Genomic DNA, 13,454 nt, shown 5'->3' on the forward strand with positions numbered 1-13,454 from the left:
CCCCTGTAAGAAATTTTAATTCGTTCTACTTCTATCCAGTAGTACTGGTGAGATTACTATTTGGTGTTAGTGAAATTTGGAGAATACACGAGTATTAGCGAGAAAATTAAACTTTATTGAGGGAGGTGAATTTCGATATGAATAAATCCAATAGTAAGCATACTGAACTAAAGATTGAGGGCTTCCGTTTTAATTACCAACTCATGGAGCGAATGAAAATGTGTGAAATGCCAGCTTCCTCGTGGGTAGTATTTTTGACATTGTTATCAGATACCGATTCGCGTGGTATCTTACGTACCTATTCTTTAAGTGAGTGGAGCGAAACACTCGGCATCTCCTATAGCACATTATATAGTGGTTTTAAAATGTTGGAACGCTGCCACTTTGTAGAAGAAGTTATTATCAATGATTTGCCTTATCTTAAAATTAATGAATATGAAGAATTAAACTCTTCACAAGAAGTATCTTACAGAGATAAAAAGAGTCTGAACTACTTCAATGTCCCACGGTCACTTTTTGACACCGACATTCTCAAGAGCTTAGTACATAAACATCATGTATCTGGAATTTTGTTTATTTTAAATCTCTTTAATCGATTCCGAAATGCAATTCGAAAGAAAATGATGCGGCTGGAATACACTATGACGAAATTGAAAGAGCTATTAGGTAAACGGGATGGCAAAGATATTCGTGAGTTCATGACCATTTTAAAAAATGTTTTTGACATAGAAATCATTGAATGTGAAGAGCGAAAGTGTAAAGACGATAAAATGCAAATTCGTGTATATAAATATTCCATTATTTTCCGATCAGTATATTTGCAGGATCCGGATGTATTCAACTTCCGGCAGCTCATGGGTAAGTATGGGGAGTCCTTAACTCATTTTTTAGATACGGTGGGACTAAATCATACCAAAAAGGATACAAGAGACATATTGATTGCTTTCAGACAAGAAGTAATGGCTAAAACAACACATTTTGAGCAAAAAGGTGATCGCTTACTAAGAGATATTTTTATGATCTCTTTATCTAGTATCGAAAAACAATTCACATCCTTACATCAACATCGAATTAAAAAACTCGGAGCATATTTCCGTGTCACCTTCAGAGACTGGGTAAATAAAGTGATGGAATGGGACACAACTGCTGAGGAACGTATCCATGCTTATTTAAGAGAACTACAATTTAATACGTAAGAGGCCTTTTTTAAAACCAGCATATAAAAGGTCTTTTTGTGATTTATTTGGCAGCTACATAATGACAAATTCCTAACTCCCTTTTCAACCGAGGGAGTTTTTTTTATTCAAAAACAAAAATCTGCAAACAGAATTTACGAATTTCGCCTTGTGGATATCTCATTAGTATAAATTATCGTTTGTGGATAAGTTGATTACTGGTTTTATAGCTTGTGAATTCTGAATAATACTTATAAGTTGCTGTGCATTTGTTACTTCTTTATTTTTAAGAAATATCCAATTGTCGTATCCCAATAGCTATAAGAGCTAGGAGGTTTTCGTTGGCTTGGTTATATTTATTTGATTTTTTTATTTTTCTTTTGATTTCTTATCTTTTATATGAATCTCTTATTACATTTTGATTTATTATTATCGAATAAATAGCATAAAAACAATGTTAATTAACGTTTAAATATGATATAATTATATTTAATAAAAACGATATAGGAGGTTCTTAGAATGAACACAAATAAACTAAAATCAAGTATTAAAATCTATAAGCATGTCACAAAAAAATCAGCATTTGATATTACAACATCTTTATTCCACTTCACACAGAAGCCAAATGAAGATGTTTATAAAGGGAAAGTTATATTCTCTGTAACTGAAATGAGTTCTTCAGGATCCGATTCTAAATATGCGAAAGCCTATATCGATAAAAGCAAAATAAAACCAATGCTGCATGCCATCATTAACCACAATTTCTCAAGAGTATATGGAGACGGTTTCAAGGTCTATGGAGGGAGTAAAAAAAATGGTGATATCATTGCCAGATGTTGCACGATTACTTTTACAGACAGAAATCAGTTTAAGATTCAAATCGATGAAGGTAAGGGTTCGATGTCTAATACCGGAGCGATAAAAATGATTAAACGAGTCAAATCTGTAACCACGTATATGAGCTACGAGGAGGGTTTAATAATGGCCCATGAGGTAAAAGACTTCATTAACCAGGCAGAAATATGTGCGATGTCTAAAGGTAAGCCTTTATATACACAGATGTTTTACTCTACTGTTGATTTGGGAGCGTAATTTAGTGTATACTTGACAATAAGCAAGCGCAATAAGTATGGAATTTTTCATAAAAACCAACAAAGCTCTCGTTTTCGGTTAGGTATAGCCAAAGACGAGGGCTTTTTTATATATTATTAAAAGGGGGTGACGAGTAACCATACCGGGTTACGAAAATATGGAGGCGCTTAGTATTATTGAATCTTTATTAGCTAATCTATCAGCCAACATCTTTTTCTTCATAGCTAGTATTGTTATGGTGGTTGGAATTATTTTGTATGAGTGGCAGCCAAGTACGAAAAAATAAGAAGAGAAAGCTGAGACAAAAAATCTCAGCTTTCTTTCTTGGTAACGCGATACTTTATTAATTCAGTGGGAGGTACATTAAAGTAATTGCATAGCACTTCTAATGATTGGATATTCAAGCGCTTTACTTCATTTTTCATCAACTTATTAATAAATGCATAAGTGAATCCGGTATCGTCCATTAGTTGCTGAATTGATATTTTTCTTCGACTCATTAAAGGACTTAAGCCGAAATAAATCTCGTAGGTGTTTTTGATTTTAGACGTCAATATTTTTGTAGTATCAACTTCCAATGTAAATAGATCTTTTATTTCAATGTTGAAGTAGCCAAGTATTCGTTCAATTAAATCAACCGAATATCTCTTTAGTAAATTCCTGGCCATTTTTCTGAGTACATCATAACTGACTTCGATCTCCTTGGATACTTGGAATAATGACTGTCCTCGCCGGCCAGCGATATGTTCAAGGTGACAATGCAAACGATAACCTTGTATAGACGGATCTAATTCATTTAATGGTGGAGGCCGGTGTGTGCTTTTTTGATTTTTTAAGGTGATTAGTTCGCTTATATCACAATTGAGATAAGTACAAATTTTTTCTATGGTTTCTTTCGGTAAACGTTTATCATGACCCGGTTTTTCTGTTTTAAAATGATGAAGATTTTGAGATCGTTGACCAGTAACTCTAGCCAGTCCAGCTATTGTTAAACCAGGTATTTTCTTCTCCATGATTTTTTCTAATTGTAACTCAATTTCCTTTCGTGGTAATGATGGTGTTTGAGTCATTTTATTCCTCCAAAACAATATAGGTGGTAAATATAAAACTAATTATATCATATTTAAACGTTAAAAAAGAGTAGTTTTTAATGCTTAAATATGATATATTTAATATTGATTTATACGATAAAGTTATGGGGTGAAACTAATGCGACGTATCTTTATTTCAGACATACATGGAGAGTTTACTCTTTTCACTGAGTTATTACATGAAATTCATTATGACTATTCGAAAGATCAATTAATTCTACTTGGTGATTATGTTGACCGAGGACCATACTCAAAAGACCTACTCCAATTTCTCATTAAATTAAAAAAGAAAGCTGGTTCATTGGTTAGAACGATTGCAGGTAACCATGACGAAATGTTTTTCGAAGCTTTAATGGCAAGTGTTTCAGATAATAGCAATGAAGAGAAATCCTATATTATTGGGAATTTTCTATTGAATGGGGGAACTCAAACATTAAGGTCTTATGGTTTTAGCGAAAGTGACACGAATACAGAGAAGGCCTTAAAGACAATTGTCAAAAATAACAGAGAGCATATTGAGTTCCTGCAAACTTTAGATGATTACTATTTAGATGATCAATTCATCGGTGTACATGCCGGTATTGATCCCTACTGTAAGAATTGGCAAGATACTGATCCGCACAAATTAAAATGGATCCGCGAAGAATTTTTCAATCAACGTTTATCGTTGCAGTCAGGACATAGGGTTATATTTGGCCATACTCCAGTCACTTTACTACATGGACGCACTACTCCATGGTTTCAACACGATAAAATTGGTATTGACGGTGGGGCTGCTTATGGAGGGGCCCTTAATGCTTTAATCATAGAAGATCGCTCTTTTATGTATAAACAAATTAAGAAAAAAGCAGAGTGGATGGAACATTCTATCTAAGTTTTGAAAAGGAGGAAGAAGAAGTAATCGACGTGCAATTTGCTGGAATTAAAGGCTGAATAATTGCGGTTAAGAGTGAAAATACGCTGTAAGGGTGGTTGAAAATTACATGAAATCACAAGAAGAAAGACAAGTAGGCTTTATAAAAGGTGTTGCACATGCGGCGACTATGATAAATAAATACGGAGTTGATGCCTATGCTCTTATTTGCCAATCTGGCATCACCACTGCCGAATAAGAAAACATGCCGAAGAATACGATGTTGAAAATTTAGAAGATATTTTGAAGTCTATTGATAGTTAATTTTGCAATTTCCGATCATCAAATGAACCGAAGAGTGATTAAGTGCAGCAAAAGGAGGGAGCTATGAAAAGACTTTTAAATTACGTGGGAAGTAAGTGGAACCTCACCAGATGGATTATTAAAAATATGCCTGAACATAACGTTTATCTCGAATCAAATTTAGGGAGTGGTGCTGTTCTTTTTAACAAGCCACCTTCCAAAATTGAAACAGTCAATGATATTGACGGCAATATCGTAAATCTGTTTAAAGTAATTCGTGAACAACCAGGAGAACTCGCTAGAGCAATTGAGCTCACTCCATATTCAAGAGAAGAATACTATCAATCATTCCAATTACTGAAAAGTGAGTTATCTGAAGTCGAAAGAGCTAGAGTTTTTCTTGTTCGTTGTTGGATGGCAAGAGGCGGTAAAACAAGTGACAGAACAGGGTGGCGACATAATATTGACATTGCTACGGTTAACGCTTTGCCAGATTGGAACGTGTTACCGAAAACGGTATTGGAAGCTACAAAGCGTTTGAAACAAGTGCAAATCGAGAACCAAGATGCAGAGCTTTTAATACAGCGATATAACCGCAGTGACTGTTTAATCTATTGCGATCCACCGTATTTGCTTGATACACGAACTAAACGTCATTATGCGCATGAAATGACAGAGCAAGAACACGAAACCTTGTTAAAAGCGCTTATCAAACATAGTGGTTTTGCAATTGTAAGTGGATACGACAGTGAGATGTACAATGACATTTTAAGCAATTGGACGAAGATTACAAAAGTGGCCATAACAGAAGCTGCCACTAAGAAACAGGAAGTATTATGGTTGAATCCACAAATTAATGAGCGAGGTTATGTTCAAAGTACACTTTTTGAATTAGTTTAATTATTTGGTTACCCTCATGTTGAGGATGGAGAAGGTATAAACAAATAAGTCTAACTGAAAAACAGCAATTACTAAACCTATTAGACTAGCAATATTTCCAAAAAAGCTCAGTTTATCCATACGCATCTCCTCCTTAACAATTCTCGACAATACAATGCTGATTAAACAACAAAGTACCAACTCCCACGGGCCTAGCCAAACCTATCGAGAATACGCATGTTACCATACGCCGGGGCAGAGCAATTACATTATAAGAAAGAATCGTTGGAATATCAATATTTGAATTAATGCTGAACATCACGACCATGTAATGAAGGAGGTTTTTATTTGTTCAATTATGTTGATTGGAATTATATTATCATTGTTGTTATCAACGCGATTATAGCTTATTACCTTATTTTTATGAGTCCACTTCGTGAGTGGATAAATAAAAAATAGAGATAATATAGGAAGGTGGAGGTAACAATGGACATTCATGAAAGCAAAAGGATTATTCAAACAGGTATAGCATGGGCAAATTGGGATGATAAACAAAAAGAAGCTATGCGTCTAGCTTTAGTTTCTTTAGATAAGCAATTACCTAAAAAGGTTGTCGGTACAGACAAAGAAGGTGGATTTTGCCCTCAGTGCCAGGCGCACAATATAAATTTATTTCGTTACTGTAATGAATGTGGCCAGTTATTAGATTGGCAATATCGCACTCTATTACCTCACAGAGGCTTACAACGCCAGCAAAGATGAACTGTGTCCTCGCGAGATTATGGGTACGCCGCCCCAAAAAGAGTAGTGAAACTACTATGAAGGAGGCAATGAACTAGATGGACAGCAAGAAAAAAGAATCTGGATATCATTGGAGTGCATTTATAGTTTTACCTTTGATAATAGTAGTAATTTTCTATGTTGTATTAATATACCCATTTGTATGGGTTAATAGAGACGTTCAGAAGCGAGAAAACCTTGTTAATAACTATGTAAATGATCACATCAATGAGGATTATATCGTAATAGAAGAAAGCAAATTAAGATATCTAATAGAAAGTGACAATAACAAAATGGTTGTTATCTTGGAAAATGAGGGCTTTCTATTTAGCGACTATAAAGTTGTTGATTTTTATCCTTATAACGGTTTAAATTCCTTGCAACAAAAAATAGCAAAAGAAGTTTCAAAAAAATATAACCTTAACCTAAGTTATGAAGAAGTGCATAAATCCTTAATCAATCAACGACCAACTAAATCTTCTTTTGATAATAAATTATTGTTTGATGTAGAGGTTCATGAAAATCACTACATAGTCGAGACTGATAGAGATGGAGAAATTTTAAACATAGCTTATCGCAAATAGATACAATGAATTTATCATGTAAGTGGGTCATTATACGACCATAAAGAGAAGGAGGGAACGGGGAATGAATTTGTTTAGGGCGTTAGAGGATATCAAAAAGATCGGTCGCAATTTAAAAAGTCAGGGTAAGTCTGACTATGAGATAAAACAAGCTATTTCTTTATATCTCAAGGAATCGAAAAAGAAAATGATACACAACAATGATTAAGTATCATTTAGAAAGGAACTTAAATCGTGGAAAATACATTGGAGTTTTTGAAAGGAAAATTGAGTTTAAAAGGGGATAAATGGAAAAATACGAAAGATGAAGATTACATGAGGGATTGTTTAGCTTTAATTGAAGCTATTAATGCCCTCGAATCAAGGCTATACGGCGAAAAAATAACGGATATTACCTTCATTTTGTAACGTTCTGAAATAAACATTTTATGGAACTAGCTTTTTTGCGGAGTGCGATAGTAATAGACACCAGAAGATATTGATGCAATATTAATAAAAATAATCGAAAAAAAAAGAAAATGACAAGATCCTTTACCGTTTATGTTCTCTTGTCAAATATCGGCTTGAATTCTCACAATCTACATCATTTTGGTTCAGGTTAATTGAAAAGAAAAGTTGGTTAAAACAAGCCAATTGCATTAATCAAGTTGGCTCGTCAATGAAGAATAAAACTAAAAGGGTGATAAACCATGGAAAAATATATGGGTGAAGGTTGGTATCCGAAATACGGAAATCATGATGTGAAAATCAAGTTGCAATGGGGTAGATACAAAGGTGAAGTATTCACTAGTATGGGTGGGAATATAGCGGGAGCATCCATCATCAATAATATCGCTTCAAGCTTTGAAGAGGGTGATATCACTTTTAAACGAACACCTGAGAATGAAAAATACATTGACTTTGAAGATGGTGAGCGCAAATACGCTTACGCGGATTGCTTTAAACTTTTCGATGGTGAAGACATTTTACGCATTGACGGGCATGATAAAGAGGAAATGAAAAAAATAATTGTTGGTATTGAAATCGTTAACTTCCAAGAAGAGAAGTTTTAAATGTAAATAGGAGGTAAGAATGCGTGGCTATGTAGGAATTATTATCTATATATTTGTCTGTCTTATTGCTCTTATCAAGGGACCCGTTGTAATTGCACCATTAGCGATTTTACATCTATTTGCTTCGATACTACTATTAAGAGAGCGGATTCAGAAAAATAAAGAAGAAAAACGAAAAGAAAAGGAAAAATCCTGTAGTTTTTGTAAAAAGCCTTTATTTGAAGGATTTGCACATATTTATTCCAATAGTCATCCCGGTCAATTAGAATATAAAAAAATCTGTCACCGATGTATTGACTCTCAAATGTCATATTAAGTGAATTAAAATTATCACTCATTTTGAGTGTTTTTTATTGTCTATAAATTAGTTTAAAGGAGGAAGGAAGATTAATGTCGATCTTAATTATTACGGATAATCTTAGTAAGGGAGAAAAAATTGCTGCTTCTTTATTAAAAAATTTTCAAAGTGAAAAAGGATATCTAAACGGGAATGGCTACTATATAACTTGGACAAGTGGTCATCTAATAGGACTTGCCCCCACAGGTTTTTATGATATTAAGTACGAAACATGGGACATCGCACACTTACCTATTCTACCTAAGCCTTTTCAATGGATTATCGATCCAAAAATGATGGACCAAGTTAAAGTAATAAGGGAGCTAAGCGATCGATCTAATATGATTATCAATGCGTTGGAACCAGGACCAGAAGGTCAATATATTTTTGATTCCTTTTATAGGCATTTAAAGTTAACACATCCGGTAAAACGTTTATGGCTGAGTGATATGACTCAGGAAGGAATTGTCCATGCCTATCAAAACATGAAAGCAAATGACTATTATCGCAGTTTAGGCGAAGCTGAAAGGGCTCGAGTACAAGCTGATTGGTTAATTGGGATTAATGCAACACGGGCTATATCAACAAAGCATCAAGCTATGCTGTCAGTAGGGAGAGTACAGACGCCAGTGTTAGCAATGGTATATGATCGGAATAAAGAAATTGAAAATTATGTATCTGATGCACTTTATGATGTTGTAGCGACTTTTACACAAGGGGAAACGACTTTTGAAGGTTCGCTTATTAATGAAGAGATAAAAAGTGACGAGCTGAAAGCATTAGAATGTGTAAAGGTTAATCAAAATGTTGATGTTTCATTAAAGTTGTATATTAGAAAAAGAGAAAAGATGGCGGCTCCACGATTGTTCAACTTGTCATCTCTTCAGTCAGAGGCAAATGAATTATATGGATTCTCCTTAAAAGAGACCCTGGATATTGCAACAGTTTTGTATGAAAAGCATGAATTAATTACTTACCCCGCAACAGACTCACAGTATGTGTCACCAGAAGATATAACTACCATGCATAAAGTATTTGATAAGTTAAATGGATTGGTAAAAATAAAGGGTATTGAATGGGCGAGGAAAGAAATTGTCACATCCGGTTGCCAGCGAATATGTCAAAGATCTGACTATCAACATGCTATCCTTCCCACTGAAAAATTGCCGACAAACCAATTATCGGAAAATGAGAAAAAAATTTATATTTTAATTGTTCAACGTTTCTTCAGTCAGTTTTTTCCTCCCGCAAGATATGAAAAGCATGAAATGATTTATCAACTTAAGCATGAGTTTAAATCAGTCGTATCGGTTCTCATAGACCCTGGGTGGAAAGTAATTGAAAACCCTAAATTAAAATTGTCTACATTTAATGTCGATGAAACTAAACCAATTAGCCTGGTAAAATGTGAACTCAAAAAGACCAATCAAAAGCCTCCTTTACAGTATACAGAAGGCAACCTGGTTCAACGAATGCTAGTGGGTGGTAAAGAAATCGGTGGTAAAGAATTAAATGATTGGGATATGGAAGCTAGCATTGGGACAGCTAAAAGTAGGGCAGAGATTCTAACTGTCTTAAAATCCCCTCAGATTGGCTATTTGGTTGTTGATGATAATAAGCTATCCATTACAAAAAAAGGAAAGGCATTAATCGAATTATTGCGTCAAACTGATGTGAAAACAATAACCGATCCACAAATGACCGGTGAATGGGAGAAGAAATTATATGCGATCGAAAGAGGGACCGGCAGGGCTGACCCTCTGCTGAGCAGTCTGGAAGCATTTATCTCCCTTTTTATAAATGAAATCAACCAAATGGAACCCCAGAGATTGTTTCTAAAAGACAGTTTGGGTAAATGTCCAGCATGTAGTGAGGGAGAAATTGTTGAAGGAAAAAAGGCATATGGTTGTAATCGGTTTAAAGAAGGGTGCGAGTTTAAACTTTGGAAAACGATCAACCGTAAACAATTAAGTGAAGCACAAATTAAGCAATTGCTTACCCAAGGGTCTACCTCATTCTTGACATTCAAGTCAGCTGCAGGTAAAAGCTATGTTGCAAAACTTGTTGTAAAGGATTGGAAACAAGGGACCGTGACTTTAGATGATAAACTGTCAGAATGCCCCAAATGCAATACTGGTATGATAAAAGATAAAGGACCTTTATATGGGTGTACCCATTACCCGTCTTGTGATTTCAAAATTTTTAAGTCGATTAGTAGTCGTATAATTAGCCCAAATGAAGTGATTGATTTAATCACTCAAACAAAAACAAGTAACTTAACAGGATTCCGAACTAAAAATGGGGACTTATATGATGCGTTTCTTTATTTAGATGAAAATTTAACTGTAAAAGAAAGGAGAGTTTAATCTGTTATGAAATTATTTTCAGAAATCTATTGAGATATACCATAATTTCTAGTATTATTAAATTGACAATAAAATTTTTAAAAGATTACTTACAAGCTACCGAAACTCTCGGCGTTTGTTATTCATATGAGAATAACAAACGCCGAGAGTTTTTTATTTAATTACAGGAGGTGATTTGATGGGATGCAGTAATCTTATCCCAGAGTTATTCAATATCGTTGAGGTTATTAAACCTCCCGATGAAGTTATTCGACAAATTAATGAACTAGAAAAAATCGAACAGCAATCATTACTACATGATTTAAGTATGATGATCAAGGATGATATGACTATTTGTTTAATAACACACAAATTAAAGCAATGCAATATTTTTTTAGAGGAGTGATCAATATGGAATTTGAAAAGAGGAGAATGTATACCCCTTATGAACTGAAGCCCTGGGAAGTGATAAAGTTTAGTATTGTGTTGATAATTTGCTTAGGTTTCTTAGTTACATTTAATTTTGCGTTTAATAAAGAAACAAGGGATTTGGCACCGGTTGAGTATTACCCGGTGATTGCGGATAAATTACTTTAGTAAAAATGAGGGTAAAAGGAATGGCGATATTAATCTATCTATCCATTTACTGTCTAAGTGTGTTATACACGCTGCTTACGTTGCCTGGTATTAAAATCGTACTACTTCTAGGGGTGCCTCTTATCTATATCACAACTAAGCATCTCTACAAAAATATAGGTAGGTATAGTACGGTACCGGCAGCCATGTGTTTATGGGTCACGTTATTAGCATCTTGCAATCTTGCATTCGAGTGGCCAATTCAGAGGTTTTTATTTATGCTCATTATTTTAGTAACATCTTTCTTTGTTGGTATCGGAATGATTTTGAAAATTCGTAAATACTATCATGAGAATCCGACAATTAAGATGCAAATAAAAAAAGAGCCTTCTTCCGTCTCAGAAACAATGGAGCAGTTGGATAAAAAAGTGCAATTCAAGAAAAGTATGTTTCAGAGATACGGGTGGATTGGATTATTTATTGAACAAAAGGACATAGAGGAGCCTTCCTCTGATGAAGCACTCTTCTTCAACTTAGGTGAACCTATAGAACTTAAAAAGGTAAAGGAAAAGTAGTTGATTGGAGATGGGTAAATGTCTTCTGGCAAGGAATTTTTAACATGGGGCGGTAAGGATGCATTTACACACAGCTTAATTGTCGGCCCTACAAGATGTGGTAAGACTGCTACGGTGATCAAACCGATCATCGAAACGATATTGGAAGAAAGAGCAAAAGGGAAAAAAGTAGGATTATCTATCATTGAACCAAAAGGTGATGTTGTACGTGACGTAAAGGAAATTTGTGATGCAATTGGAGAACCGATGGTTTATATTGATCCATTAAACCCAAAAGAATCAGATACTATTAATGTGATGAAAGGGCCGACCTCGGATATTGCTGAAGCAACAGCCTCTGTACTGAAGTCGATGTTTGGAAAGCAAGAAGCCTTTTTCCAAACAGTTCAAGAATTATCTACTAGAAAAATCACCACGCTACTGAAAAGAATTTATGGAGATAATATGTATTTAGTTGACGTTTTAGCTAACTTACGATCCGAGACAAAACTAAAACAAAATGTTGAGAGATTAAGGCAAATGAACACTGATCCGGAACTGGTAAGTACGTTTGACGATGAACTATTGAACGGAAAAGATGCAGAAAAATTTAGACAGCATGTTTTGGGCTTACGTGCACAATTGGATAATCTTATGAGTAATGAATACCTAAAACCCTTAATATCTCAACCGAGTACATTTGATTTAGATGAACATTTCCGAAAAGGTGGAATTCTTGGCATTAATACAGCTATTGGTAAACTGGCAGCTGCAGGTGATGCATTTGGCCAATTTGTAGCAATGCATCTTCAACTGGCAACTTTTCGGCGGGAAGGTACCGAACTAACGAGAATTCCTCATTACTTAATTGCAGATGAGTATTCTCGTTACATCAATCCGGACGTTGAACGTTTTTTGAGTATAGCTGCTGAATATCGCGTTGCAGGGATATTTGCGATTCAGTCAACAGGACAACTTGAAGTGGAGTCGGGAAAAATTAGTGCGAGGGCTATGAAAAAAGCCATTATGGATTCCACACGAAATAAAATCATCTTTGGTGGCCTGGCTGCTCAAACGGCTAAAGAACTATCTGAAGAATTAGGTAAGGATTTAGTTAGAGAGCGGGAACAAACTTTTGATGGTAATCCACTAAAACAGTTACACCCGCGGATGGTAAGAGATCGAGAGGTTGAAAAAGAAAGGTTTCCTTTTACCGTATTAATGGATGGGATACCAGCATATCATTTCATTCATAAATTAGTCATTAATGGTCAATCAAAGCCTCCAGGTATTGCCCGGGGCCGGTTTCTTCCACAGGACATAGAAGTAAGAAAAAAAAGAATAAAAAGGTTTCAAGAAGAGAGGCTAGAGGAGCGCTATAAAATCTTGCAAGAAGAAGTGAATAATATTCCGAAATGGAAAGTAAAGGAATTGATTAAAAAGAAGAAAGAAATGACGATTTTAGCACACCGATTAAACGAAAAAGAAGAAAAGCAGAAGCGTTTTCAGGAAGCTTTTAAAGAAAATCCTTTTGATAAGCATGAAGAGAGTACCGAGCAGGAATCAGTACCGACAATCATTTATGAGTCATCAAAGCCTGTGAGGAAGAATGAAGTACCAACAGCTGTAGCAGCAGTTGCTTCCACAGCAACGATGCCTCTACTTACAGCCACGCAAACTAATAACAAGGATACATCAAATGCCAAGGAGGAAGTTGAATCACCGGTTCATGAAATAGAAGAAGATATTCCTTTCGCCGAAGAAACATATGAAGAGGAAAACGTAGATACGCAGGATCCATTCGATTTTATGGAGTTTTTAAATAATGATTAG

General features: G+C 35.0%; 16 protein-coding genes. 15 read left to right on the top strand and 1 reads right to left on the bottom strand.

What is annotated here, in order from left to right:
- Positions 1-137: 137 nt before the first annotated feature.
- The gene (locus M3202_RS19615; protein WP_251224926.1) at positions 138-1,196 is read left to right on the top strand and encodes a hypothetical protein; all 1,059 of its coding nucleotides are present in this window, start codon (positions 138-140) and stop codon (positions 1,194-1,196) included.
- Between the two features lie 498 nt (positions 1,197-1,694).
- Positions 1,695-2,267, top strand: a complete 573-nt coding sequence (locus M3202_RS19620; protein ID WP_251224927.1) for a hypothetical protein — start codon at positions 1,695-1,697, stop codon at positions 2,265-2,267.
- A gap of 311 nt (positions 2,268-2,578) precedes the next feature.
- Here M3202_RS19620 and M3202_RS19625 read toward each other — a convergent pair whose 3' ends face one another.
- A complete protein-coding gene (locus M3202_RS19625) occupies positions 2,579-3,337 on the bottom strand; it encodes a helix-turn-helix domain-containing protein (RefSeq protein ID WP_251224928.1) in 759 nt (252 codons plus the stop codon).
- Positions 3,338-3,476: 139 nt separating this feature from the next.
- Between M3202_RS19625 and M3202_RS19630 the strand changes: the two genes are divergently transcribed.
- The 13 genes from M3202_RS19630 (at position 3,477) to M3202_RS19685 (ending at position 13,454) form a co-directional block, all read left to right on the top strand.
- Positions 3,477-4,232: a metallophosphoesterase family protein gene (locus M3202_RS19630; protein ID WP_251224929.1), complete on the top strand. Its 756-nt coding sequence runs from the start codon at positions 3,477-3,479 to the stop codon at positions 4,230-4,232.
- Between the two features lie 109 nt (positions 4,233-4,341).
- Positions 4,342-4,470 (top strand): hypothetical protein, encoded by a 129-nt coding sequence (locus M3202_RS22470; RefSeq protein ID WP_285890626.1) that lies wholly within the window; start codon positions 4,342-4,344, stop codon positions 4,468-4,470.
- 128 nt (positions 4,471-4,598) lie between these two features.
- The gene (locus M3202_RS19635) at positions 4,599-5,414 is read left to right on the top strand and encodes a DNA adenine methylase (protein WP_251224930.1); all 816 of its coding nucleotides are present in this window, start codon (positions 4,599-4,601) and stop codon (positions 5,412-5,414) included.
- Positions 5,415-5,879: 465 nt separating this feature from the next.
- The gene (locus M3202_RS19640; protein WP_251224931.1) at positions 5,880-6,155 is read left to right on the top strand and encodes a hypothetical protein; all 276 of its coding nucleotides are present in this window, start codon (positions 5,880-5,882) and stop codon (positions 6,153-6,155) included.
- 77 nt (positions 6,156-6,232) lie between these two features.
- Entirely contained in the window at positions 6,233-6,757 is a 525-nt protein-coding gene (locus tag M3202_RS19645) for a hypothetical protein (RefSeq protein ID WP_251224932.1), read from the top strand.
- A 234-nt stretch (positions 6,758-6,991) separates the two neighbouring features.
- On the top strand, positions 6,992-7,165 hold the full coding sequence (locus M3202_RS19650) for a hypothetical protein (protein ID WP_251224933.1): 174 nt from the start codon (positions 6,992-6,994) through the stop codon (positions 7,163-7,165).
- 281 nt (positions 7,166-7,446) lie between these two features.
- Positions 7,447-7,809 carry a DUF5406 family protein gene (locus M3202_RS19655; RefSeq protein WP_251224934.1) on the top strand — a complete coding sequence of 121 codons (363 nt, stop codon included), beginning with the start codon at positions 7,447-7,449 and terminating at the stop codon, positions 7,807-7,809.
- 19 nt (positions 7,810-7,828) lie between these two features.
- Positions 7,829-8,125 carry a hypothetical protein gene (locus M3202_RS19660; RefSeq protein WP_251224935.1) on the top strand — a complete coding sequence of 99 codons (297 nt, stop codon included), beginning with the start codon at positions 7,829-7,831 and terminating at the stop codon, positions 8,123-8,125.
- A gap of 74 nt (positions 8,126-8,199) precedes the next feature.
- Positions 8,200-10,512 (top strand): DNA topoisomerase, encoded by a 2,313-nt coding sequence (locus M3202_RS19665; protein ID WP_251224936.1) that lies wholly within the window; start codon positions 8,200-8,202, stop codon positions 10,510-10,512.
- 178 nt (positions 10,513-10,690) lie between these two features.
- Positions 10,691-10,897: a hypothetical protein gene (locus M3202_RS19670; RefSeq protein WP_251224937.1), complete on the top strand. Its 207-nt coding sequence runs from the start codon at positions 10,691-10,693 to the stop codon at positions 10,895-10,897.
- Between the two features lie 5 nt (positions 10,898-10,902).
- Entirely contained in the window at positions 10,903-11,088 is a 186-nt protein-coding gene (locus tag M3202_RS19675; RefSeq protein ID WP_251224938.1) for a hypothetical protein, read from the top strand.
- Between the two features lie 257 nt (positions 11,089-11,345).
- Positions 11,346-11,642, top strand: coding sequence for a hypothetical protein (locus tag M3202_RS19680; RefSeq protein ID WP_251224939.1), 297 nt, complete (start codon positions 11,346-11,348; stop codon positions 11,640-11,642).
- A gap of 18 nt (positions 11,643-11,660) precedes the next feature.
- Positions 11,661-13,454, top strand: a complete 1,794-nt coding sequence (locus tag M3202_RS19685) for a type IV secretory system conjugative DNA transfer family protein (protein ID WP_251224940.1) — start codon at positions 11,661-11,663, stop codon at positions 13,452-13,454.

Origin of the sequence: Halalkalibacter oceani (assembly GCF_023715605.1) — a bacterium.
In the GTDB taxonomy this organism is placed as follows: Bacteria; Bacillota; Bacilli; order Bacillales; family Bacillaceae_D; genus Halalkalibacter; species Halalkalibacter oceani.

What these genes read in the sequence shown, in the direction of transcription:
- M3202_RS19615 (WP_251224926.1), top strand. Translation starts at nt 138, where the DNA reads ATGAATAAATCCAATAGTAAGCATACTGAACTAAAGATTGAGGGCTTC.
- M3202_RS19620 (WP_251224927.1), top strand. Translation starts at nt 1,695, where the DNA reads ATGAACACAAATAAACTAAAATCAAGTATTAAAATCTATAAGCATGTC.
- M3202_RS19625 (WP_251224928.1), bottom strand. Translation starts at nt 3,337, where the DNA reads ATGACTCAAACACCATCATTACCACGAAAGGAAATTGAGTTACAATTA.
- M3202_RS19630 (WP_251224929.1), top strand. Translation starts at nt 3,477, where the DNA reads ATGCGACGTATCTTTATTTCAGACATACATGGAGAGTTTACTCTTTTC.
- M3202_RS22470 (WP_285890626.1), top strand. Translation starts at nt 4,342, where the DNA reads ATGAAATCACAAGAAGAAAGACAAGTAGGCTTTATAAAAGGTGTTGCA.
- M3202_RS19635 (WP_251224930.1), top strand. Translation starts at nt 4,599, where the DNA reads ATGAAAAGACTTTTAAATTACGTGGGAAGTAAGTGGAACCTCACCAGA.
- M3202_RS19640 (WP_251224931.1), top strand. Translation starts at nt 5,880, where the DNA reads ATGGACATTCATGAAAGCAAAAGGATTATTCAAACAGGTATAGCATGG.
- M3202_RS19645 (WP_251224932.1), top strand. Translation starts at nt 6,233, where the DNA reads ATGGACAGCAAGAAAAAAGAATCTGGATATCATTGGAGTGCATTTATA.
- M3202_RS19655 (WP_251224934.1), top strand. Translation starts at nt 7,447, where the DNA reads ATGGAAAAATATATGGGTGAAGGTTGGTATCCGAAATACGGAAATCAT.
- M3202_RS19660 (WP_251224935.1), top strand. Translation starts at nt 7,829, where the DNA reads ATGCGTGGCTATGTAGGAATTATTATCTATATATTTGTCTGTCTTATT.
- M3202_RS19665 (WP_251224936.1), top strand. Translation starts at nt 8,200, where the DNA reads ATGTCGATCTTAATTATTACGGATAATCTTAGTAAGGGAGAAAAAATT.
- M3202_RS19670 (WP_251224937.1), top strand. Translation starts at nt 10,691, where the DNA reads ATGGGATGCAGTAATCTTATCCCAGAGTTATTCAATATCGTTGAGGTT.
- M3202_RS19675 (WP_251224938.1), top strand. Translation starts at nt 10,903, where the DNA reads ATGGAATTTGAAAAGAGGAGAATGTATACCCCTTATGAACTGAAGCCC.
- M3202_RS19680 (WP_251224939.1), top strand. Translation starts at nt 11,346, where the DNA reads ATGCTCATTATTTTAGTAACATCTTTCTTTGTTGGTATCGGAATGATT.
- M3202_RS19685 (WP_251224940.1), top strand. Translation starts at nt 11,661, where the DNA reads ATGTCTTCTGGCAAGGAATTTTTAACATGGGGCGGTAAGGATGCATTT.